This window comes from Spirosoma migulaei (assembly GCF_054776855.1).
On the sequence record NZ_BAAHBG010000011.1, the window covers coordinates 118,847 to 142,628 of the forward strand.

General features: G+C 47.6%; 21 protein-coding genes. 8 read left to right on the forward strand and 13 right to left on the reverse strand.

Annotation, left to right across the window (positions count from 1 at the left end; translation table 11 throughout):
* Positions 1-147: 147 nt before the first annotated feature.
* The 3 genes from ACYVGO_RS14330 to ACYVGO_RS14340 form a co-directional block, all read right to left on the reverse strand.
* Entirely contained in the window at positions 148-765 is a 618-nt protein-coding gene (locus tag ACYVGO_RS14330; protein ID WP_460969855.1) for a hypothetical protein, read from the reverse strand.
* Between the two features lie 70 nt (positions 766-835).
* On the reverse strand, positions 836-1,687 hold the full coding sequence (locus ACYVGO_RS14335) for a DUF6597 domain-containing transcriptional factor (RefSeq protein ID WP_460969856.1): 852 nt from the start codon (positions 1,685-1,687) through the stop codon (positions 836-838).
* Between the two features lie 302 nt (positions 1,688-1,989).
* A complete protein-coding gene (locus ACYVGO_RS14340; RefSeq protein WP_460969857.1) occupies positions 1,990-3,000 on the reverse strand; it encodes a ScyD/ScyE family protein in 1,011 nt (336 codons plus the stop codon).
* A 678-nt stretch (positions 3,001-3,678) separates the two neighbouring features.
* Between ACYVGO_RS14340 and ACYVGO_RS14345 the strand changes: the two genes are divergently transcribed.
* The 3 genes from ACYVGO_RS14345 to ACYVGO_RS14355 all read left to right on the forward strand — a co-directional run bounded on the left by ACYVGO_RS14345 (position 3,679) and on the right by ACYVGO_RS14355 (position 6,653).
* On the forward strand, positions 3,679-4,524 hold the full coding sequence (locus ACYVGO_RS14345; protein WP_460969858.1) for a sugar phosphate isomerase/epimerase family protein: 846 nt from the start codon (positions 3,679-3,681) through the stop codon (positions 4,522-4,524).
* A 222-nt stretch (positions 4,525-4,746) separates the two neighbouring features.
* Positions 4,747-5,550, forward strand: a complete 804-nt coding sequence (locus ACYVGO_RS14350; protein ID WP_460969859.1) for an MbnP family protein — start codon at positions 4,747-4,749, stop codon at positions 5,548-5,550.
* Positions 5,547-6,653, forward strand: a complete 1,107-nt coding sequence (locus tag ACYVGO_RS14355; RefSeq protein ID WP_460969860.1) for a cytochrome-c peroxidase — start codon at positions 5,547-5,549, stop codon at positions 6,651-6,653. The genes ACYVGO_RS14350 and ACYVGO_RS14355 overlap by 4 nt, the downstream gene beginning before the upstream one ends.
* On the opposite strand, the gene ACYVGO_RS14360 is transcribed toward ACYVGO_RS14355, so the two are convergent.
* From ACYVGO_RS14360 to ACYVGO_RS14370, 3 genes are all read right to left on the reverse strand, one after another.
* Complete coding sequence (locus ACYVGO_RS14360) at positions 6,650-7,030, reverse strand: MerC domain-containing protein (protein ID WP_142775063.1); 381 nt, start codon at positions 7,028-7,030, stop codon at positions 6,650-6,652. The genes ACYVGO_RS14355 and ACYVGO_RS14360 overlap by 4 nt on opposite strands.
* 156 nt (positions 7,031-7,186) lie before the next feature.
* Positions 7,187-7,891, reverse strand: coding sequence for a TapB family protein (locus ACYVGO_RS14365; RefSeq protein ID WP_142775062.1), 705 nt, complete (start codon positions 7,889-7,891; stop codon positions 7,187-7,189).
* Positions 7,892-8,050: 159 nt separating this feature from the next.
* Positions 8,051-8,926 (reverse strand): geranylgeranylglycerol-phosphate geranylgeranyltransferase, encoded by an 876-nt coding sequence (locus tag ACYVGO_RS14370; RefSeq protein ID WP_142775061.1) that lies wholly within the window; start codon positions 8,924-8,926, stop codon positions 8,051-8,053.
* Between the two features lie 181 nt (positions 8,927-9,107).
* Between ACYVGO_RS14370 and bshA the strand changes: the two genes are divergently transcribed.
* The 3 genes from bshA (at position 9,108) to ACYVGO_RS14385 (ending at position 12,473) form a co-directional block, all read left to right on the forward strand.
* Complete coding sequence (gene bshA / locus ACYVGO_RS14375; RefSeq protein ID WP_142775060.1) at positions 9,108-10,247, forward strand: N-acetyl-alpha-D-glucosaminyl L-malate synthase BshA; 1,140 nt, start codon at positions 9,108-9,110, stop codon at positions 10,245-10,247.
* A gap of 155 nt (positions 10,248-10,402) precedes the next feature.
* A complete protein-coding gene (locus tag ACYVGO_RS14380; protein WP_460969861.1) occupies positions 10,403-11,740 on the forward strand; it encodes an NAD(P)/FAD-dependent oxidoreductase in 1,338 nt (445 codons plus the stop codon).
* An 85-nt stretch (positions 11,741-11,825) separates the two neighbouring features.
* Complete coding sequence (locus tag ACYVGO_RS14385; protein ID WP_142775058.1) at positions 11,826-12,473, forward strand: sterol desaturase family protein; 648 nt, start codon at positions 11,826-11,828, stop codon at positions 12,471-12,473.
* An 89-nt stretch (positions 12,474-12,562) separates the two neighbouring features.
* Here the strand turns inward: ACYVGO_RS14385 and ACYVGO_RS14390 are convergent, their stop codons facing one another.
* Both ACYVGO_RS14390 and ACYVGO_RS14395 read right to left on the reverse strand, forming a co-directional pair.
* A complete protein-coding gene (locus ACYVGO_RS14390) occupies positions 12,563-12,889 on the reverse strand; it encodes a nucleotide pyrophosphohydrolase (protein WP_142775057.1) in 327 nt (108 codons plus the stop codon).
* Between the two features lie 92 nt (positions 12,890-12,981).
* The gene (locus tag ACYVGO_RS14395) at positions 12,982-14,217 is read right to left on the reverse strand and encodes a M16 family metallopeptidase (protein WP_142775056.1); all 1,236 of its coding nucleotides are present in this window, start codon (positions 14,215-14,217) and stop codon (positions 12,982-12,984) included.
* A gap of 43 nt (positions 14,218-14,260) precedes the next feature.
* Here ACYVGO_RS14395 and ACYVGO_RS14400 point away from each other — a divergent pair, with 43 nt between their 5' ends.
* Complete coding sequence (locus ACYVGO_RS14400) at positions 14,261-15,271, forward strand: glycosyltransferase family 9 protein (protein WP_460969862.1); 1,011 nt, start codon at positions 14,261-14,263, stop codon at positions 15,269-15,271.
* Here the strand turns inward: ACYVGO_RS14400 and ACYVGO_RS14405 are convergent.
* Positions 15,266-15,613 (reverse strand): hypothetical protein, encoded by a 348-nt coding sequence (locus tag ACYVGO_RS14405; protein ID WP_460969864.1) that lies wholly within the window; start codon positions 15,611-15,613, stop codon positions 15,266-15,268. The genes ACYVGO_RS14400 and ACYVGO_RS14405 overlap by 6 nt on opposite strands.
* Before the next feature lie 403 nt (positions 15,614-16,016).
* Here ACYVGO_RS14405 and ACYVGO_RS14410 point away from each other — a divergent pair, with 403 nt between their 5' ends.
* Positions 16,017-17,159 carry a pyridoxal phosphate-dependent aminotransferase gene (locus ACYVGO_RS14410; protein ID WP_460969865.1) on the forward strand — a complete coding sequence of 381 codons (1,143 nt, stop codon included), beginning with the start codon at positions 16,017-16,019 and terminating at the stop codon, positions 17,157-17,159.
* A gap of 98 nt (positions 17,160-17,257) precedes the next feature.
* Here ACYVGO_RS14410 and ACYVGO_RS14415 read toward each other — a convergent pair whose 3' ends face one another.
* From ACYVGO_RS14415 to ACYVGO_RS14430, 4 genes are all read right to left on the reverse strand, one after another.
* Positions 17,258-20,383 (reverse strand): efflux RND transporter permease subunit, encoded by a 3,126-nt coding sequence (locus ACYVGO_RS14415; RefSeq protein WP_460969866.1) that lies wholly within the window; start codon positions 20,381-20,383, stop codon positions 17,258-17,260.
* Between the two features lie 105 nt (positions 20,384-20,488).
* Positions 20,489-21,568: an efflux RND transporter periplasmic adaptor subunit gene (locus ACYVGO_RS14420; protein WP_460969867.1), complete on the reverse strand. Its 1,080-nt coding sequence runs from the start codon at positions 21,566-21,568 to the stop codon at positions 20,489-20,491.
* A 94-nt stretch (positions 21,569-21,662) separates the two neighbouring features.
* Positions 21,663-22,931: a TolC family protein gene (locus ACYVGO_RS14425; RefSeq protein WP_460969868.1), complete on the reverse strand. Its 1,269-nt coding sequence runs from the start codon at positions 22,929-22,931 to the stop codon at positions 21,663-21,665.
* A gap of 106 nt (positions 22,932-23,037) precedes the next feature.
* Positions 23,038-23,730, reverse strand: coding sequence for a response regulator transcription factor (locus tag ACYVGO_RS14430; RefSeq protein WP_142775049.1), 693 nt, complete (start codon positions 23,728-23,730; stop codon positions 23,038-23,040).
* Between the last annotated feature and the right edge of the window lie 52 nt (positions 23,731-23,782).

Below are 23,782 nucleotides of genomic sequence, written 5' to 3' on the forward strand. Positions count from 1 at the left end.
CCAGTTACTGTCCACTAGTGGCGATTAATGCAACGGCTGGGTATGACACATAAACCAATCGATGATTTTGAGCATCCTAAGTTACCCCAAGGGCACCTGATGAGGCCTCACGTGCTGTATAGTAAGGGCATTCCACCGAAAAGGCGATTAACGGGGCTTCTCTAGTGAGAAGTTAGCTGTAACTTCATTTGCTCGTTGCCAGGCTGCTAGTCCCAGCGCCATCCAGGGGAAGCCCCAGAGACCGATCAATTCTGCCGGTCTTGAACCTGAAAGGAGAAGTATTGGGAACATAAAAACAAATGGAAAACTACCCACCATTAGGGGTACGTAGCGTTTCCAACCCATCCATATGTTGGCCTTCAGAGTGGCAATTCCGACTACAATCATGCCAACCCCGCTCAGGAAAGCACCCATTGGCGCAAAGGGCAACGGCATCCACTGACCCAGCACATAAGCAATGGCTCCGGCCATGGGAATGAATAACAAGGATCGTTTTTTGCCGAAGCCGGTAGGTTCACCTGCTTCCCAGAGAGAAAGGGCACCAATGAACATCGCCACCTTAGAAATAAGCCCCATCCAGCCTCCCTGTTCGGTTGGAACAAAGGCGTCATCAGCCAAAAAAATGAATGGTGCCAGCAAACGACCTTTCGCTTCTGTTTCAACGGCACCTAAAAACCAAAATTGGAATCCAAAGGCTAAAAGACCTATTCCAGCTAATAAATAAGCGAAAGCTGCCCGGCGGAGGTGACTACTCGTATTTTTCATAATCGTGTGATTTATGAGCAAAATTGAGCAAAGCGCATACGAAGAGCATAGTAAAAAAACGACAACTTTACTATCGGTGCCCGCGCTTATGAAAGCGCTCGATTCGTTGCTGATGAGCCAACTCCTCCTCAAATAATTGGCCTGGACTTGTGCCTGCAAACTGCTGAAAGTCTTTGACTAAATGATTTGGGTCATAATAATGACAGCCATAGGCAATATCGAGCCAGGAGCGGGTTGGATCGACTTCGCGGAGTTTATAGGCTTGCCTGAACCGGGCAATGCGGGAGAAGAGCTTAGGACTAACGCCAACCCGTTCGCGAAACTTGCGCTCAAACTGGCGCATACTCAGGCAGGCATCGTGAGCCAACTGGTCGAGTTGGTGGTAAGCTGCCGGAGTAAGCATGAGTTGGGCAACTCTATCAATTGGTAACACTGGCTGACGGCATTGAGCAGCTTTTTTTAAGAGAAATTCTTCGACAAGCCGAATCATCGTTGCGTAGTCTGTTGCCTGTGGTAATCGTTCATAGAGTTCCTTTACCGCTTTGCCCGTAATCGCTTCCAGATCGGCGTGGTCGTCGACTAATAGATTCATTGGTACGCCCAGTAACCGAAACAGGCTACCCGGCTGGAAGCTGACTTTCAGCATCAGGTAGTTTGGATTGATGGTAATATTCATTCGGGTAAGTGCCTGGCCAACTATGATACCCGATGTAGCACCCTCAGGATTCTGATTGCCTGCTTTTACGCTGTGTGGTAAATCATAGGGGTAAAAGTACAGGCACTGCTCTGTGCTGGGAGGATAGGGCTTTTTGGGTAATTGCTCGCCTGGAATTCCTGGGTCAAGCTGGATATGGATGATCCAGTAATGCCGGACAAAAGACTTCAGGGCCGGATGCGGAGCGTATTCACGAAAGAAGACCATAGGAATGGCGAGCTAATTTCTCAACGTTCTAAAAATGAATATACTTATTTTTTGGTAGGCAACTAGGATTGAGCATGCTTGCCTGACTGTAGCGATTGCCACTTTGGCGGGCGAAACCCGTTTAATAACCAGTAAATATATACGGGCCTAGGTGTAGGTCGTGCAGAAACCACCTGTCTGTTAGACTATAATAAAGAGTAACCCTTCTTTTCAGCCTGGTAAGTCGATGACTAAACCAGGCTGAAAAGAAGGGTTACACTGAAATACCTGTTTGATGAACAGGGTAGAGTTCCAGAAGCTAATTAGTACGTAATTTTCAATAAAGCCCCATCCCCTAAGCTAGTGACATAGATCGTGTGAGGGTCTACTGATTTAGCGTCGGTAGGCAGGTTTAACCCAGAGGCTAGTATTGAATTTCCAGCGCTGGTTACCTGCGTTAACACACCCGTTTTAGCTCCGAATCCCTGAGGACCAAATACACCATGTTGTAGTACAAGACCGCCCAGGTTTGTATCCAGATTGATATCGACTAAACTGGTAAAGCCGGGCTTATAAACAGAAACAACACCAGCCTGAGTGATTTGATAAATGGTTGAGGCACCTACTGGGAAAGGAAAGCCAACCAGCGTACTGACCAGGAATTTCTGCCCGTCGAACACAACGCCCGTTGGTACCGAGTCAATAAACGGAGGGCCCACCGGGGTTGGATTGGGCAGTCTTGGGATATTGGCAAATATACTCCATACACCCGCTTTGGTTCGGCGGACAATGGCATTGGCAGCGGCATCGGCAAAATAGAGATCGCCATTTGGGCCAACGCTCATGTTATACAAGTGCGTGTCTTCCGTATCCTGACCAGTCGGAAATACGTAGTCGAGGATAAACTGCTTCTTGTCTTCCAGCGTAAGATTTTTTGCCAGCAGGGGAGCATCGCCGGGTTTAAACGAGGCTACATTGGCAATATACAAGCGGCTTTGCGAACCGAGTATGTACAGCACACCATCGGCAAACAGTAGATGGTTCAATCCATCCAGTTCGCCTGGCTGAAACACCTGCGAATCAAACCCTGTAATAACCGGGTATACTTTGCCATCCGACGTAATCATGGATACCTTTCCGTCGTTGTTTCCTGTCCCGGCCTCCGTTACCCAGGCGCGGCCACTGGCATCCAGATCGACTCCAATTGGGGAAGCTAAACCCGTAGCCAATGTGGTTACTTTGATCGATTCTGGAACTGGAATTCGGTGATCCTGGCAGCTAGTAACCAGCAATCCCGTTAATACACAGCTTAAAAGAGGTAGTTTGTAATTCATAATCATTGTTTTTAGATGGAACTAATAGGTGAATGGAAAGGGAGGATAGTAGCGTCGATGTATGATGAGTCTTAAGAATAGAGTGGATAGTCGGTTACTGGATTTGTCCAGAGAGTCAGGAAAATTTATGGGAGTCAATCAAGTAAACGTGCACAGGTTGTTTCGTTCGAAAATGGCGAAAATGACTACTCATGGGCCAGGATTACCTTGCTCTTTATTAAGGTTTCAAACGTACAAGATTGAACAGAAAAATAGGGATGATATTGAGTTAACGGCTTGATTTACTGAGTAAGCGGCTGATTTTTTTGTGGAGTAGTAAACGATCATAGCTAGATAGGAGGCTACGAATAAAGGGCGATTCACGGCTATATCGTAGGGTTGATTACGGACCGTGACAGCTGCTTCAGTTAAGGAACAACAAAAGCCACTCCATGCTCTATATCGCCAGTCGCGCTCCTTTGGTCCCATGGAACGAACATCTGGTAGAGTCGGCGTGCCCAATAAAGTAGAAACTCTAACATTCACTCCTTATGGATGTATCAAGTTGCGGATTGTGGCGTTTATGGTCGTGAACTAATAAGCACATCAGTTTCTTTTGGCGAGTGTCCGCTTTGCTTTTTCACGAAACACAATCAACTTACATTGTCGTTAACAAGAGTTCATCAATTTATTTTCAGCATGAAACGTACAACCTTATTTTTGATAGCGCTTCTGGCCGGAACATCAGCTGTACAGGCGCAGCCTTTTGGTAAACTGGTTCAGAAAACACCTGGTATTGTCTCGTATACAATGCGGGATAGTTTCAGTAAAGATGTTCCGGGAACCCTGGATAAGATTAAAGCCTGGGGAATTACGGATATCGAATTTTCAAGCCTGTTTGGGAAAACAGCTCCCGAATTACGGGCCCTCCTCGATCAGCGCGGCTTGCATTGCAGCAGTTATGGCGTTAGTTATGATGCCATTGATCAAAAACCGGATTCAATTCTGCAAAATGCCCAGGCTCTGGGAGTTAAATACATACGCATTGGTTCAATTCCGCATAAGAGCGCAGCCACGTTGGAAATGATGCAGAAAGCAGCCGAAGTATTTAACCGCTTCGGAAAACTGGCGCACGCTAAAGGCATGATGTTCTGCTACCATAATCATGGGTTTGAGTTTCAACCCTATGAGAACGGCACCCTGTTCGACTATCTGGTGAAGGAAACCAACCCAGAATACGTGGGCTATGAAATGGACGTAACCTGGACGTTCTTACCAGGGCAGGACCCAGCCGCTTTGCTGACCAAATACCCCAAGCGCTTCCGGCTTATTCACCTGAAAGATGTGGAGAAAGGTGTTCCGCATAGCGATAAAGGCGGTATGCCTAACGAGAATTCGGTTGTATTGGGAACGGGGCAAATCGACTGGCCCGCCGTCCTTAAAGCCGCCCGTAAGACGTCTATCGACCACTTCTATATTGAAGATGAGAGTAAAGCCGTTGAACAACAAGTGCCAAAGAGCATTGCCTATTTAAAGAGCTTGTAAAGTAAATGGCAAATCAAGATCCTATTGATTCGCTAGCGTTTGTTGCCTGATCAACCACTGATTTAATCAGAATAAACTCAAGAGAATCTATTCGAATCAATAGAATCCATTTTGGAAAAGTAGCCTTCATAATACAGATTTAATCCAGAGCCTAGATGATTTTAGGCTCTGTTTTCGTTACAGAATAGTGTATCTTTCTATGATAGTGATACCGACTGCACTATGAAAACGACTACTGTTGGGCTATTGGCCGTACTGTTTATAGGCTTCCTTGTTCTTTCCTGCGATACAACCGACACAGAGACTGGTCCGGTTTCTACTGGAAAGATGCGTATCGTATTCGACAATACAGTGGGTGCCTCAGACCTGAAGCTGGGCACAGGCTCGTATCAGAATGCATCCGGCGAGCCCTTTGTCGTGACGAAATTCAATTATTTTGTGAGCAATATCCGGCTTCGCAAACAAGATGGTAGTGACTATGTGGTGCCGCAGGATAGCAGCTATTTTCTGATTCAGGAAGAAAAACCAGCTTCGCAAACGATCACTTTATCGAACGTGCCTACGGGAGACTACACGGCCATGACCTTTCTGATTGGGGTAGATAGCTTACGCAGCATGGCCGATGTTAGTAAGCGAACCGGGGTGCTTGATCCTGCACTCAATAATGGGATGTATTGGGATTGGAATTCCGGCTATATTTTTATGAAACTGGAAGGCACGTCAACCGTGGCACCAGTCTTACAAAATAATGCCTTCTTTTATCATATTGGCGGCTTTGGCCGATCTAACGTTAAGATTAACAACTTGCGGACTGTAACGCTCCCATTTACGAACAGCGTTGCTACTGTACAGACAGGCTCTACACCATCAATTCGGATTGCTACAGACGTAATGAAGATATTCGATGGGCCAACGAAATTGAGTATTGCCAAAAATTCGTCGGTCATGTTTGATCCATATTCAACCTACATTGCCGATAATTATGTCCAGATGTTTAGTTACGACCGGATTCTGGCCAATCCATGATCTTACAGAATAGCATATCGGCAAAACGCATTGGGCTGGTGGCCAGCGGGCTTCTGTTTGTGTTGGTAATTGCCTGCCAAACGCAGAAAGATCCTGACCCGGATCCTGGTCCAACAAATCCGGGTGGTGGCATTGACTACCAAACAACGCCGGTCACCCTTCGGCAACCTGCTAATTTCCCAACAAAACTCTACGATTTGACCCAAAATCCGCTCACGGTCGAGGGCGTCGCGTTGGGGAAAGCGCTGTTTTATGAGCCGATGCTGTCGCGCGACAGCACCATTAGCTGTGGATTCTGCCATCAGCAGTTTGCTGGCTTCGGGCATTCCGATCATCCGTTGAGTCATGGAATTGGCGGTAAATTCGGGACGCGTAACGTGCCGGGATTGCAAAACTTAGGGTGGGATCGTGAGTTTTTCTGGGACGGGGGTGTAACGAATCTGGACGAACTGCCTATTTCGCCCATTCAAAACGTTGTTGAGATGGATTTGAAATTCTCAGATGCGCTCAATCGCATTCAGAAAAGCCCCAAATATACGCCCATGTTTAAAGCTGCTTTCGGTTCCGACACCGTAACAACAGCCCGTTTCCTAAAAGCGATCTCGCAATTTTTACTGACGCTCGTCTCTGCCGATTCGCGCTATGATAAATATGTTCGGAAAGAGAGCGGGGGCGATTTGTCATCTGATGAACTGGCGGGCTTAGCCCTATTCCAGCAGAAGTGCACAACCTGCCATGCAACCGATTTATTTACGGATAAGAGTTACCGGAATAACGGTCTTCCTGTTGGCGCTATTAACGATCAGGGGCGCTACACCATAACCCTTAACGAAGCTGATCGTCTGAAATTCAGGGTGCCGAGTCTGCGAAATGTAGAGAAAACGTTTCCGTATATGCACGATGGACGTTTCTCAACGCTGGAACAGGTAATTGACCATTACCGAACTGGGGTTAAAGACAGCCCAACGCTCGACCCTGCCCTTAAAGCGAATGGGCAGCCTGGTATTGCCCTGACTGATACGGAAAAGAAGCAGGTAATCGCCTTTCTGCTAACCTTAACAGACAACACGTTTATGACTAATCGGGCGTTTAGCGCGAACTAATGCGTGTGACTCACTCTATGTTGCCGGATGTTGAGCAAGTGAGTGATTACTAAACCCGCCGATGATGCGTAGGCCAGGTATTCAAAAACGGGAGCGGTTTCTTCCAGAAGCAATGCGATACTGAATAGGCTCAGAAATCCCCAAAGAGCCATCTTGATCGCTTTTGGAGCGTAGTGCCGGGTAGCGAAATAGACGGCTACCATGTTGACTCCAATAAAGACGTAATCGAGGCTCAGATAGCCAATACGAAGGGTTGAATCCTGTAGTACAGAGGTCGTTAACAGTAAAACCGGTGTAATAAGGCAGTGGATAATACACAACACCGAACCGGTAATACCAATATAATCCGCTTTACGAGAGAGACTATCTGTTTTCATGAGCAAGCGCAAAAGTACAATGCCTGGGGCATTGATTCTTTTGGTTAACCCACTTTTTTGCAACAAAGTTGCGAATTGATATAGGATATATGGTATAAGATATAGGATGTAGGGTTGATTGCATATAGCATACATCCTATATCATACATCTTTTTGTTAATTCGCTTTTGTCAGCAGCGAGTAGCCCATAAGCTTGCCATTCTTGTTGTAAGATTCCGATTTTATATCAAATAGCTGGTTATCGGTTCGGTACGTAACAACACGCATCGTATTTCGAATAGGTATGCCCATAACCCGATTCTCGAAATTAACATCCGACGAGATTTTGTAGGTATCGAAGGTGCCAGCGGGTGTTGTAATTGACTCCTTGCCTTCTACCTGCCGATTCGCCATTGTCATGTTCATAGTCGCCATGGGGCCTCCACCACCACTGCTCATTTCGGCCTCCATCTGTCCATCACTTAGTTTCTGTCCTACGCTTAATTTACCTGGGTAAACGAGCTTATTGGCTTTCAGCTTCATTTCCATGTCTTTCATGGCCCCTGCCTGCATAGCCTGCATCATCCCTGCCATATCCGCAACCAGTTCGGTACCTGTGCAGGTGTAATGAATAAGATAAGGAGGTTGTTGTTTGCCTTTATCATTCTCGAACTGTGCCGAAATGTCCATTACGGTTGAACTCCCTTCTTTATGAACATCTTTGACCTGATAAAGCACCTTCCCAATGGGCTTTTCTTTCGCATTAAAGTGAGTAAGTTCAAAGTTCATACCCGTTTTAAACGTCATACCCAGACAATCCTGAGCCTGAGTGTGGCTGATTGTGAATACAGCAGCGAGCAACGAAAAAACAAACGTTTTCATGCGAACAAACGATAAGTGGTTTATATGAAACTAAAGGTAAATTTTAATTTATGTCAGCGTCTAAATTCTTGAGGGAACGGGAAGGGGATGTAGGATATATGATGTAGGATGTATTTCTGGCTATAATTCATACATCATATATCCTACATCCCCTTCCCTTTACGTCCATATCATACTCATTACCCCTAACAGCATGATGAGTTTACAGAGGTTGCTAAGATAACCGAATTCGCGTCGGGTGTCGGCCAGTACGAGCCGGTAAATGAGCCACCCGATAGGTAGAAGGAGTAACAGGAAGATACTAATGAGTCGGCTATTGTGTAATGAACCAGCAAAAAAGAAAAGCGTACAGACAAATACCCCGATCAAAACGTAGAGTAGATATTTAGTCCGACGTAATCCCCACACAATAGGTATTGTCCGACAACCAAAACGGGCATCGCCCCGAATATCCTGCATATCTTTGATGATCTCGCGAATGAGCGAAATGCCAAACGAGAACAGGGCATAGATGAGCAGCATAGTAGTGTTGTGCCGGTAATAAATAGCCAGCACAATAAATGAGAGCGCCGTTAGCAGCGAAACGACAATATTGCCAATAAGTGGTTGTCGTTTGAAATTGGCCGAATAAAACCACAATAACGACACCGCCAGCACATCGGCTAAAAAGACCCACTTACTTAAGTAAAGTCCAATTAGACAGCCTATTACATTTAAGGCTTGATGTATACCCATGGCAACCCTACGTTTCAGGTAGCGCCCAATAATGACTCGTTCGGGTTTATTAATCAGGTCGATCTTTACATCGAAATAGTCATTAATGATATAACCGGCAGCTGCGATACAGACTGTTGAGAAGGCAAGGAGCCAGATACCATTATCAACTAAAAGGCGCAGACTGTCCTGCCGCGGTCCTACTAAAAATAGCCGTGCCAGTAATAGGGTCAGCACTACAATCAGCAGATTCTGCACCCGAATAAGCCGCAGGAAACCGGATGTAAATGCCGAAAAAGTCATTGACTGGCGTGCAACCATTGGGGTGGAATTTTCTGTAAAAATAGTGTAATAAGTGCAGTAAGTGAAGTGTGTGTAGTCGGTGAAGTATATAGCGTGAGTAGAACCGGTCAACTTACTCCACATACTTTACTTACTGCACGTGCTTCGGGATTCTTTTTACTCCCTTTTGTTGTTGAGGTACAAACTCGTTCTCTCACGCATGAAAATTGGCATTGTGTGCTACCCGACTTTTGGGGGCAGTGGTGTAGTGGCTACCGAACTCGGTAAGGGCTTGGCCAAAAATGGCCATCAAATTCATTTTATTACTTATCAGCAGCCTCCCCGACTCGATTTTTTTAATGAAAATGTCTTTTACCATGAAGTAAATATACCTTCGTATCCACTCTTTCAGTACGCTCCCTATGAATCGGCCCTGGCCAGTGCAATGGTCAATGTGGTATTGAATGAAGACGTTGATTTACTGCATGTTCACTATGCTATTCCGCACGCATCGGCTGCGTATATGGCAAAGATGATCTTGCGTTCGCAGGGCCGAAATGTACCCGTTGTAACAACCTTGCATGGTACCGATATAACGCTGGTAGGCAAAGATGCCTCCTACGAACCGGTTGTTACGTTCAGTATCAACGAGTCGGATGGAGTTACGGCCGTATCCGAGAATTTGCGCCAGGATACCTATAAGCATTTTAAGGTTCATCGCGAGATTGAAGTGATTCCGAACTTCATTGATCTGAGCCGTTTCAAACGTCAGCAGAAGGAACATTTCAAAAAAGCCATTTGTCCTAACGGCGAAAAGTTGATTGTACATACATCAAACTTCCGGCGGGTAAAACGCATCGACGATGCCGTAATGGCTTTTTATCATATTCAGCAGCAAACACCTGCCAAACTTCTGCTGGTAGGAGATGGTCCCGAACGGGCCCGTATCGAGCGGCTCGTTCGCGATCTGGCTATCTACGATCAGGTCCGGTTTCTGGGTAAGCTGGATGCGGTTGAAGAAGTGCTGTCGGTTGCCGACCTGTTTATTATGCCATCCGAAAATGAGAGCTTTGGCCTGGCAGCACTTGAAGCACTCGCCTGTGAGGTGCCACTTATTACATCAAATGCGGGTGGACTGCCTGAGTTGAACATTCAGGGGGTTACGGGCTTCCTGAGTCCAGTGGGCGATGTTGACGATATGGTCAAAAACGCACTCTATGTGTTAGATGACGCTAACTTGCCTACGTTCAAAGAAAATGCACTGGCAAGGGCTAAAGAATTCGAGTTATCGCGTATCTTGCCCCTCTACGAAGCCCATTATGAGCGGGTGCTGCAAGCCGCGCAACCGGTAGTCTCATAACCTGATCCTAACAAATATCAGTCTTTAATGTTACAATTGTCAGCCTTTTACAGTCAGTTTTTGCCGAATCTTGTCGGGGAAAGGCTCATTACTAAAAATGCACACCGCGTAACAATGGCCGATCATCAACGGCCCGGTGTAAATCATAAAGTTGAATGAACCCAAACATACCTCAAACCGACCGCAAACGCGTAGTTATTGTCGGAGCTGGTTTTGGTGGCCTGAAACTGGCCCGTAAGCTATCGCGTCGAAAGGAGTTTCAGGTAGTCCTGATCAATAAGCAGAATTACCATGAGTTTCAACCGCTTTATTATCAGGTTGCTACTGCTGGATTAGAGGCAAACTCTATTCTTTTTCCGTTACGAGCCGTATTTGGCGATTGCAAAAATGTACACATTCGTGTAACCAACGTTACGGGTGTTCGCACGGCTGATAAAGCAGTTGATACGGAGTTAGGACCGATTACGTACGATTATTTAGTGATGGCTACTGGTGCCGATACCAATTTTTTCAACCAGCAAAACATCATTGAAAAAGCACTGCCGATGAAATCGGTCTCAGAAGCCATCGCTTTGCGAAATCGGATGCTTCAAAATTTTGAAGATGCCCTGAGTGTTGAAACACAGGATGAGCGCGAGGGCTTAATGGATGTGGTTGTTGTTGGGGGAGGACCAACGGGTGTTGAACTCTGTGGTACGCTGGCCGAGATGCGAAAAACCGTTCTGCCGAAAGATTATCCCGAGCTGGATTTCAAGATGATGGACATTTACCTCATCGAATCGGGCGCTGAACTGCTAGGTCCTATGTCGGTTCAGTCGCAGGAGCATTCATTGGCCTATTTGCAGAAGCTAGGTGTTACTGTTCGGTTGAATACCCGGGTGAAGGATTTTGACGGACGCCTGGTTACCATGAATGACGGATCGACACTTCGTACGAACAACCTGATCTGGGCGGCTGGTGTGAAGGCTAATCCATTAGCAGGTTTGCCAGCGGAAGTAATTGGTCGTGGAGGACGAGTCATCGTAAATCGTTACAGCCAGGTGCAGGGCTTTACGGATATATTTGCTATTGGCGATGTAGCAATGATGGCAGAAGAAAAATGGCCGAACGGACACCCTCAGGTAGCACAGCCTGCTATTCAACAGGGAGGCCAACTAGCCAAAAATTTCATCCACTGGGTGCGTAACGAACAGCCAGAGGAGTTTACGTATCGGGATTTAGGCACAATGGCTACCATTGGCCGTGGGTTGGCCGTAGTTGATCTGCCATTTTTGAAGTTTCAGGGATTTTTTGCCTGGCTTACGTGGTTATTTGTTCACTTGATGTCTATTGTTGGCGTTAAAAATAGATTAGCAATTTTCCTGAACTGGATGGCTAATTACGTAACCTATAGTAACTCACTTCGGTTGATTATCCGACCAAAACTGCCTAAAGGTGATGTGAAAGCGATGCAGGAGAAACTTTCTGATCAGCTAGAGGTTAGTAAGACGTAAGTAAAATATAGTAAACTGAATTTACTATCTACGTCTATAGAATTAATTTTCGTTGTAATTTCGCACTACTAATTGAGTACAACTTATGGAATCTACTACTGAAAAGCTGCATACTATGGCCGGTCATGGCAAAACCCGGCCTAAAAATAGCGGCACCAAAAAATTATTTGATAACCCGATTCTAGAGGCTTTGTCGCGGACACACATCATGGTTCCTATTTCCATGTGGCTTATTTTGTCGGCGTTTTTGGGTTGGTATGCCTTTACGTATACCAATATGAGCAATGGAACCATTGGGTTATTATTTGTAGCGGGTTTGTTTGGATTCACGTTGTTTGAATACATTCTGCACCGTTACCTGTATCATTTGACGCCGAGCACTCCTCAGCGCGCCAAAATCCAGTACACGTTTCACGGTATTCACCATGAGTATCCAAAAGACAAAACGCGCTTAGCTATGCCGCCCGCACTGGCTATTTTCGTAGCTGCTTTCTTCTTTGGTGTTTTCTTTTTACTGATGGGAGAATCGGCCTATGCGTTCTTTCCGGGCTTTTTAGTCGGTTATTCGGGCTATTTAGCGACGCACTTCATTGTGCATGCGTATGCGCCACCGAAGAACTTTTTCAAGCAGCTTTGGGTAAACCACAGTGTTCACCACTATAAGAATCCAGAAAGCAATTACGGTGTATCGTCGCCGTTCTGGGATTATATCTTTGGATCGTTTCAGAAATAATTGACTTTCCTTCCAACAAAAATCCCCGCTGAAACCAGTTTCAGCGGGGATTTTTGGTATACCCACGGGCTTGAGCCCCCAGGTACAGGCTACTTCAATTTCTCATTGTTCAAATGCCGGGTGGCATCCCGCCCATTCTTCTTATCCAGATTTTTCTGAAACGCGTCCGTCAGGTCAACGCCGGTCTGGTTAGCCAGGCAGATAAGCACCCAAAGTACATCAGCCAGTTCATCGCCCAGATCTTTGTTTTTATCTGATTCTTTTTCGGACTGTTCGCCATAACGCCGGGCAATGATGCGGGCTACCTCACCAACTTCCTCTGTTAGCTGGGCCATATTGGTCAGTTCGTTGAAATACCGGACCCCAACAGTTTTGATCCAGTCGTCAACAGTGGTTTGGGCGTCTTTTATAGTCATAAGTGGAGGTTTACGGTTTGAGGTTTACGGTTGGCTGACACGTCAATTGTTTCTGCATCAGCTAACCGTAAACCTCAAACCGTAAATCAAAACTATTTTTCAGGTATAAACGTCAATGTACTGAACTGGCTCTCATCAAACGACTCCTGAGCCAGCGTTTGCAGTTGTTCTGCTGTGACGGCTTTAATGTCGTTGAAAATGTCATTTAACGATTCAACGCGATTAATATCCAGCAAGCTTTTGGCCATCATTAGCATAAAGCTGTTGTTACTCTCCTCGGCCATCGCCAATTGACCAATCAATTGCTCTTTCGTTTGGTGAAGTTGCAGGGTTGTCAGCGGCTGTTCGCGCAGGCGTTTCAACTCCTTCATAATTAACGACTGTGCCTTATCTACTTTTTTAGGATCGGTGCCAAAGTAGATACCCAGAAAACCGGTGTCTAAATAAGGCGTATAGCTGGCATCAATTGAATACACCAGACCATATTTTTCGCGCAGATTTAGGTTTAGTCGGGAGTTCATGCCCGGTCCACCTAGTAGATTGATGAGCATAAAAAAAGGAAGCCGTCTGGGGTCGGTCAATCCGTAAGCAGGACGACCGAGAGCACATTGCGCCTGCGTAATGGGGCGCTCGACACGCGTTTGGCGTGGCACGTAATCCGTTGGTTTTTTGCGCTGCCGGGCCGAGTGTTGCGCGGGAACGTCCTGGAAATATTTTTCGGCCACTTTCACCACTTGCTTAAACGGCAATTTGCTGACGGAGGCAAACACAATCCGGCTGGTGTCGTAATTTTCGGCAATAAATCGTTGCAGATCTTCGCGTCCAAAGGAGCCAACCGTTTCGGCGGTACCGAGGATATTTCCACCCAGCGCATGGTTTGGGAAGACTAATTCATCGAAATCATCCTGAATAGCGTCTTCGGGCGAGTCATAATACATCGCCATTTCTTCCAGAATAACCCCACGTTCCCGCTCGATCTGCTTTTCGGGAAAGACCGAGTGAAAGGTAATATCGGCCAGTAGTTCAGCCGCTTTGTCAAAATGAGCGTCTAAAACAGATGCGTGAAAGCAAACCTTCTCTTTTGTGGTATAGGCATTTAATTCGCCACCAATATTTTCCAGTCGAGTGATAATGTGGTACGATTTTCGTTTCTCCGTACCTTTGAAAGCCATATGCTCCCAGAAATGGGCTAGTCCCTGCTGGTGAGGCTGTTCGTCGCGGCTACCGATGTCGAGCATAATGCCACAATGGGCAATCTGCGTATGGGGTATTTGTTTGTGCGCAATCCGAATTCCGTTGGGCAGAGTATAAACTTCGTAATCTTCCATTCTTATTTATTTACGCAGTCGTAACGACGTATTGAGCGTACTCATGATAACCGCAACCAAACCGCCCCGGTTCCTGATTATCCAAACCGCTTTCATCGGCGACGTGATTCTGGCTACGGCATTGCTTGAACAACTTCACGAAGCCCGGCCCGATGCCGTGCTGGATGTGCTGGTTCGTCAGGGAAATGAGAGCCTGCTCGCTAATCATCCGTTTTTGACCGACGTGCTGGTTTGGCAGAAAAAGGGTACCAAATATCGGGATTTATGGCGGTTATTACGAACCGTGCGCGAACGGAAATACGATGCGGTTCTGAACCTGCAACGCTATGGCACCATGGGGCTGCTGACGGCTTTTTCGGGAGCGAAGGTTACCATTGGTTTTACTAAAAATCCATTCGCACGATTTTTTACGCATCAGGTTGATCACCGGTTTGAGCCGGGTGTTCATGAGGTTGATCGCAATGCCGGAATGTTACCAGTACTAGGAATAGCAGAGCCTCCCCGGCATCGACCTAAGCTCTACCCGTCCGTTGCCGATTATACAGCTGTGAAAGGCTACCAAAGTCAGTCCTATGTGTGCATGGCCCCAATGTCGGTCTGGTTTACCAAACAATACCCGACTGAGCGATGGGTAGAATTGATAAAGTCTTTACCCAAAAACCTCACGATCTATTTATTGGGGGCACCAACCGATATGGCCGCCTGTGAAATACTAAAAACGTTGAGTGAACGAGCGGAGGTGGTTAATCTGGCGGGCAAATTGAGTTTGCTGAAATCGGCCGCTTTGCAGCAGGGTGCTGTTATGAACTACGTCAACGATTCAGCACCTTTGCATTTGTGCTCGGCTATGAACGCACCGACAACGGCTATTTTCTGTTCAACGGTGCCTGAGTTTGGATTTGGTCCTTTGGCTGATGTATCGCGGGTGGTGCAAACGCCGGAACTGCTCGATTGTAAGCCTTGTAACCTGCATGGGCGGAAGGCGTGCCCGCTCGGTCATTTTAAGTGCGCCTGGGGTATTCGGGTAGAGGAATTGGCACAACTGGATTTATAGAATTCCTTTGGCTACCAGAGCGCGATTGTGGTGCATCAATAATTCGGTCATTGCCTGATATGCTTTCTGCTGTTCAAGTGCACTTTGATGAATGGCTTCAGTACGCTCACGTAAGGAGCCGAATGCCTCCCCGTGTCTGTCCAGACGTTCCTGATGCTTCTGTATTTGGCCTATGATAGCGCCTATTTGTTCCTGCTGATGTTCCAACTGTTCAAAATTCTGTTCAAACTGCTCACTATGCAAGTCAAATTTTTTGTTAACGCGAGCAATTTCTTCATTATGACGGTCTATTCGCTGAAGCGTTTCAGCTAACAATTCTATAATCCGGTCTTCATTTTTCATACCCCAAATCTACTGGCTATTTCACGGAAAATGAAAAATTGGTTACTATTCTTTGCGAGAAATGTAGGGTATGGATTTTGCGGCTCCATAAGGCTATTTTTAAAGCGCCTGGAACATGTAAGTGAAGGAGTTGGCGCAAATTGTTCAACAGGAGTAATCTGACTTTGAATAGTTTAGTTTTATTTGGTGAATTTTATATTTATTAAAATTTTATTTACTAGCTGATGAATTATATTAAAATATAATTTGAAAACGTTATTTTGGGCCATATATTTGGTCTACTCGATAGAGTACAACAAAATAATCATTTACGACTTCCTCTTTAGTGCTTCTGGAAGCCGTTCCTTCCTTTAAAGTCTAGTCGTCAGTTCATTTGTTCATGCGATAAAAATAACCTTCGCTTATGTCTCTCAATCGTCGTGACTGGCTTCGGGCCAGTATGTTATCAGGCTTAAGTTTGGCAGCTGCGCCTGCTGCATTCTGTGAACCAGAACCCGAAATGCCAGTAGGCTTCAAACTGCCGAAAGACGGTGTGCTGAAGGCTCGTTTATCGGCGAACGAAAACCCCTATGGCCCTTCGCCCAAGGCGATTAAAACCATTACGGAGGCTGCTCCCGATGGCTATCTCTACGCCATGGAGTCGGCCCGAAAGTTTCGCAAATTAGTTGCCGATACTGAAGGTGTTCCTGAAGACTATGTATTGTTAGGTGCCGGTTCAGGCGAGTTGCTGACGGCCGCTTCCCTGTGGGCTGCCTATCGGCCAAACGCTGGCCGTACTATTGTTGCTCCCGATCCAACTTTTGACCAACTGCCACGGGCAGCTATCAAACATGGTATCACTATGGATCGTGTTCCACTGGTAGCGGCTGATGGGTACGACATAAACCTGAATAAGCTCAACGAGCGCATAGGTAGTCAGACGGGTATGGTTTATATGTGTAATCCCAATAACCCAACAGCTATCACGGTCGATCCGGCTAAACTTCGTGCTTTCTGCGAAGCTGTTGGTACCAAGACCCCGATCCTGGTCGATGAAGCGTATATCGACTACACGCCTGATCCGAAAGCTTACACGATGGTGGATATGGTGAAGAAGGGCTACAACGTCATCATTACCAAGACGTTCTCGAAAGTACACGGCTTTGCTGGTTTGCGGACGGGTTATATGATTGCAAAACCTGAGTTGCTGGAGCAGATCACTAAATTCTCAACGGGTGGAGGCTGTATCAGTGTAACGACCCTACGTGCTGCTAGTGTTAGTTTGCAGGATAAAGACTTTATCAAATACTCGCTCGGTAAGGCGCAGGAATCGAAAGATTATCTGTTGGGTGTTCTGAAACAGCATAACTACGAGCCGCTGCCATCGGGCGCTAACTTCGTAATGTTCCCGATCCGGATGAAGGGCGAAGATTTCGTTGCCCGTATGATGGAGCAGGGGGTAAGCATCCGGCAGTGGAAATTCGACGGTCAGTACTGGTGCCGCGTGTCGCTGGGTACCATGCCCCAGATGCAGGCATTTGCCGATGGCCTGAAATTGGTTTCGTAAGCCCTTGTCGCGTGGGTTTCTAGCCACGAAGGTAGGTTAACAGACAAAAAAATAAGTGGTGACATGCTATGTCACCACTTATTTTTTGCTAATCCCGCCTAATCCAAGTCGCTAAGCCGGTGTATGTGGTGCCGGTTAAATAGCCGGTAAATAATCGGGAAGATCAGCAGGGTTAATACGGTTGCGGTAATCAATCCGCCAATAACGACTATAGCCAGAGGTTTTTGGGTTTCGGAGCCAATGCCGGTCGAGACGGCGGCTGGCAGGAGGCCGATAGCCGCCATGAGCGCTGTCATAACCACGGGCCGAATGCGGGATCGAACACCCTCTCGAATAGCCTCGTCGAGTGGCATTCGATCTTTTCGATTCTGGTTAAAGACCGAAATCAGGATAACGCCATTCTGGACGCAGATGCCAAACAAGGCAATGAAGCCCACACCCGCCGAGATACCGAAGTTCATACCCGTTACGTGCAACGCCAGAATACCACCAATGAGCGCAAAAGGTACATTAAACAAGACCAGACCCGCATCTTTGGCGTTGCCGAACGTGATAAACAGGATAACGAAAATAGCGGCAATACTGATCGGTACAACCTGGCCCAGCCGCTCGGTGGCCCGTACCTGATTCTCAAACTCACCGACCCACTCCACCGAATACCCTTTGGCTGTCTGAAGCTTTTGAAGGACCCGTTGCTGTGCTTCGGCAATGGTACCGCCCAAATCACGACCACGTACCGAAAACTTTACCCCAATGAAGCGTTTGTTTAAGTCGCGGTAAATGAATGCCGGACCCGTAATCTGCCGGATGGTGGCGATCTCTTTTAGTGGAATTTTTCCGCCACTCATCGTCGGTACCATCAACCGCATAATGTCGTTTTCGCTTTTTCGATACTCAGGCAGGAACCGAACCCGAATGTCGAACTTTCGTTCGCCTTCGTACAGGACCGACGCCGTTTTACCGCCGATGGCCATCTCAATCACCGCCTGGGCGTCGGCGGTCGAAACGCCATAAAGTGCCATTTTATGATCGTGAAACAGCACACTTATTTCAGGCTGGCCCACATTTCGAATAATGCCTAAGTCTTTAATTCCGTCAACGTCCCGGACGGCGTCCATAGCCTGGTTGGCGTACTTTTCCAGTTCATAGACATCCGGCCCAAAAATCTTGATGCCATTACTGGCCTTGTACCCCGCTACGGCTTCGGCTACATTGTCGATGATCGGTTGTGAGTAGTTGTACAGGACACCCGCGTAGTTCTTGAGTTTGGCGTCCATCTCATCAGTCAACTGCTCGGTGGTAAACTTGCGTCCGGCCCGACGTTCGGGCCATTCTTCTTTAGGCTTCAGATCAACCTGAAACTGGCAGAAATAGAAACCATTCGGGTCTGTACCATCGTTGGAGCGCCCCACTTGCGAAAGCACTTGTTTGACCTCAGGAAAGGTGTTTAGGTCCCGGCGAATGGTTTTGGCCATATCAACGCTTTCGGGTAGCGACATACTCATGGGCAATTCGGCGGTTACCCAAAGTGCCCCTTCGTTTAGCTGAGGCAGAAACTCGGTTCCCAGCATGCTGGAAGAGAAAAATGTAGCCATCATGAAGGCAATGGCTCCAACCAGACTAATCCGACGGTGACGATAGCACCAGCCAAAACCAGCCATGACAATCCAGTTAAAGAAATTGACGATAGGGTTATTTTTCTCCCGAACGTTTTTCCGAAGAAGCATTGAACACAATACCGGCACCAGTGTGAGGGTGAATAAGAGCGCTCCCAGCAAGGCGAACCCTAGCGTCCAAGCCAGGGGCGAGAACATTTTCCCTTCTACTTTCTCGAAGGAAAAAATGGGGAGCAAGGCGGTAATAATTATCAGCTTGGAGAAAAAGACGGCTTTCCCCAGCTCGCCACCCGTTTTCCGAATTAGCCCGAGTTTGGCCATGCGGTTGTAACGTTCCATCCCGACGCGATGCGCCAGATGATCCAGCGAGACAAAGATGCCTTCGACCATGACTACGGCCCCGTCGATGATAATACCAAAATCAACCGCGCCCATGGACAGCAAATTGGCCGACATGCCCCGTAGTTTCAGACACATGAATGCAAACAATAGCGCCAGAGGAATGATGATCGATACGATCAGCGTGGTTCGCCAGTCGGCCATGAACAGAAACACGATGACCGTTACCAGTACAATTCCCTCCGTAAGGTTATGCAGGACAGTCTGCGTACAGAATTCGATGAGGTTATCCCGGTCGTAGAAGGTGACCATCTTGACATCCGATGGGAGAACCTGAGTGTTCAATTCCTCAATTTTATCCTTGACGCGCGCCAGGACCTCGCTGGGATTTTCGTTCTTCCGCATCACCACGATGCCTTCCACCACATCGTCGTTGTCATTCAGCCCCACTTGACCCACGCGCGGCAGGTTCGATTCAGCGACCTCCGCTACGTTTTTAACCAGTACGGGGTTGCCATCCAAATCTTCCACAATCAGGTTTTCAATATCCTGAATAGACGTGAGTAGCCCAATACCACGCACCACATAGGCCTGCCCGTTTCGCTCGATGACATCGCCCCCTACGTTAATGTTGCTGCGGGTAACGGCCTGATACACTTCCAGCGGTGTAATGTCGTATTTGGTCAGCTGCGTCGGGTTAACGCGTAACTCGTACATTTTATCGCGCCCCCCAAAGGCAACAACATCGGCCACGCCCGGTACGCTCCGTAACTGGCGGTCAACAACCCAGTTTTGCAGCGTAAGAAGTTCTCGGCTATCGCGTTTTTTGCTTTCGAGTGTGTAGCGAAAAATTTCACCCGTTGGGCCATAAGGGGGCTGTATTTCAGGATCGACACCCTCGGGTAATGACACATTTCGCAACAGGTTATTCACCTGCTGGCGGGCAAAAAAATCCTCGACGCCATCCTCGAAGATAATTTTCATGACCGATAGCCCGAACATGGTGGTTGAGCGGACGTTACTTTTCCGCTGTACAGAGTTCATGGCCACCTCAATCGGTACAGTTACGAAACGCTCGACTTCTTCGGCCGAACGGCCACTCCATTCCGTCACGACAATAATCTGGGTATTCGTTACATCAGGAAATGCTTCCAGCGGGGTACGTAAATAGCTGAAAATACCAGCAATGATCAGCACCGCCGTCATGAAGAAAATGAAGAAGCGGTTCTTGAGCGAAAAGCCGACCAGGTTACGGATGAATTTATTCATGAGAAGGAGGAAAGGGAGGAAGGAGGAAAGGGAGGAGGGAAAAGAGAAAACAGTTTTGGTATTGTATCCCTTTCCTCCCTCCTCCCTTTCCTCCTTTCTCCTTTTTTAATTATTAAGTGCGTTGTAAACCAGCAACTGATTTTTGGAAATGACTTTTTCGCCGGCTTTAATGCCCTGCTTGACGTAGGCCCGGTCGCCCAGCGATTTGAGGATATCCACTTCGCGGGTCTCAATATCGGAGCGGCTTCGGAAGACCATGACGTACTGTTTAGAGCGATCGAAGATGACCGCATCTGAGGGTACGGTAGCCAGTTGACCACCGTCTTCGTAGCGCAGGGTTACGGTAGCGTGCATCTCTGGCCGGAGTTTCAAGCCCTGGTTGTTGAGCCGAATCCGGATGGTCATTGCCTTTGTATTGGGGTCCAGTACCGTATAGATTTTATCGACTTTCCCACTGAAATTCTCGTCGGGGTAGCTCAGCGTCTGGACGCTGGCTTCCATACCCGTGCGTACCTGGCCGATATCGCTTTCGTTGACGTTGGCCAGCACCCACACCTGGCTGATCTGGCCAATGGTAAAGAGATTATCCGCATTGTCGGAGCGGAGTTGCATATCGCGGTTGATGTTTTTTTCAATTACATAGCCGTCAATGGGCGCTTTTACGGTGTACATGGACGATTTGCCAATACCGTAAATCTGTGATACCTCCTTTACTCGGTTGGCTTCTGCCTGCGCTTTTTCCACCTCTTTCTGAGCGGCTACTACTTCGCGTTGGGAGGTAAGTTTAGTCTCAAACAAATCCTGGGCTACCCGTAGGTTTTTTTCGGCCAGTAACAGATCCGATTGCGCCTGAATCGCCTGGCGTTCCAGATCCGCTACCTCCCCCGACCGGATAGACGCCAGCGTTTGCCCTTTGTGGACATAATCGCCCAACTCCACCTTCACGTCCTCCACGTTACCACCTACCAGAGGAAACACTTTGATGACCCGATTTTCGTCGGCTACCACCTTGCCCACCAGCGTTAGCTCGCTTCGAATGGGCTGGACGGTGGCACTATCCAGCCGGATGCGGTGCATCATCGTATCGGAGAGCATAAAGGCCCCGGCTACTTCGGGGGTAGGTTTAGGGCCGCAGGAGGTAACGATTGTTACGATGCTGAGTAATGATAAAGTGTTTATTTTCATTGTAGTACCGGGCGACCCGCCCGGCTTTGTAAGTAAGAGTGATTTGACAGAAGCTTGTCTCACCCGGACGAGGACGTCCGGTACCAAACGGGTGCTACCTGAACAGGTCTTCGCCAACCAGGTAATTGAGCTCTTCGTAGGCGCTCACCCGGTCGGCTTTCAGTCGATTGAGTTGACTGATGCTGTCGTTATAGGCTTCGATCAGATCGACAAACTCCAGGAGGGTGATGTTGCCCTTTTGAAAACTGGTAACTACACCCCGGTTCAACTGGTCGAACTGGTCGGTAAACGGCTGTTCAACAGACTGTACCCGGCGTTCCACTTCCCGTACTTTTTGCAGGGCGGTGGCCACTTCATTGCCTACCTGAATCGCTTTTTGCCGCTGTAGCTGACCCTGATACTGAATCTGACTGCGGGCCGCCCGAATGGCACCCTGGTTCCGGTTGAAGACAGGGATATCGGCTGAGACGGACAGGCCCACGTAATTCTGAATATAGCTTCCGGCCTGGTCGTAGGTGCCGCCTACGCGCATGTCCGGCACCGCTAAGGCTTTCTGTAAATTATAATTCAGTTCGGCCTGGCGGGTGAGGGATTCTATGGCCTTCAGGTCGGGACGGTTACGAATCGCCAGTTGCTGGAGTGTGTCTTCTGTCTGGGTGGGCAAACGATAACGCGCCAGCGTTTCATCCGCCACCACTGGTTTAATTGGTTGATCAATTGACAGTAACGTTCGTAAGGCACGTTGGTCATCGGCCAGTTGAAACAGTATAGCCGTTCGGTCATTGCTTAGTTGAAACAGCAGAGCTTTTAGCCGAAGCAACTCACGAAGCGATACGTTATTTCGGTTATATTGTACTTCATAAGCCGCGACAGTGGTTTGAAGTGTAGCCAGTTGCTGATCAAATCGGGCCAGTGTTTTTTGCTGGAAATAAATGGAGTAGAAGCGGCTGCGCAGGTCAAAGCGAAGCCCCCTCAATAAATCCAATAATTCGAATTGAGTCAGTTGAGCAGCTTCTGAGGCTAAGGCGATTCGTTTGTTGCGTTTGCCAGCCGTGTACAGCAATTGCTGGATGGCAACGGTTTTCTGGCCTTGCCCACCCACATCCAGGACCCGCCGGGTTTCATTATTGTAGCTACTAACCTCTAGCGTTACGGTTGGGTTATCATATAAGCTGGCTTGTAAAATCTGCGCCTGACTGGCGTCGACCCGAAATCGTTCGGCTAACAGAAGTACGTTATTTTTTACGAACAGACTGTCGGCCTGTTGAAGGGTAAGCAGGAGGGAATCCTGGCTGGCAACGGATTGCGCCAGTACAGAATGGAAACCTACGAGGAAAAAAAACAATGAACTAAGCAGCCGCATGCGGTAAATGATGTACGGCTACAAAGGTCTGCTGGGCAGGTTACAGGAGGCTTAATGAAAACTTATAATACCTATAGAAAATAATTAGAAATAGATTAGAGAGGGCTTACTCCTCCTTCAGTACGTATCCCAACCCAAGTCGGGTATGAATCAGTTTGGGGGTAAAGTCACGGTCTATCTTTTTGCGGAGGTAATTAATATAGACTTCTACAACTGTAGAATTTGAATCGTAGTTGCTGGACCACACTTGCTCCGCGATGTCTAATTTATTCAGAACCCGCCCCTGGTTCCGTATTAAGTACTCCAGCAGGGTAAATTCACGAGCGGTGAGATTGATTATGGCTTCACCCCGCCGAACAACTTTGGTGACAGTATTCACTGTTAAATTGGCGGCCTGCCACACCTTTTCTGTTTCGATGATTGTGCCGCCCATAATGGCTGATCGCCGTAAGCAGGTCTTTACACGGGCAATCAGCTCCCGAAAATCAAACGGCTTCACCAGGAAATCATCGGCGCCTAAGGCCAGTCCTTCTTCCTTATCCTCTATTTCGCCCAGCGCCGACAGTATAATAATCGGTAAGCGGGGTTTAGCGATTCGTACGCTTCGGCATACCTCGAAACCATTGATGCCCGGCAGATTAAGGTCTAAAATCAGTAAGTCAACACCAGCCTTCAGAGCAGCCTGCCGGCCATTGTGACCTTCGTAAACGACTTCGGTAGAATAGCCTTCTTCCTGGAGACCCCGGCTAATAGTCTGTGCAATGCGTCGGTCGTCTTCAACGATTACTATGTTCTCCATGCAGGCTATGAAACAGCATCCACGAGTGGAATAATGATTAACAAATGAGACA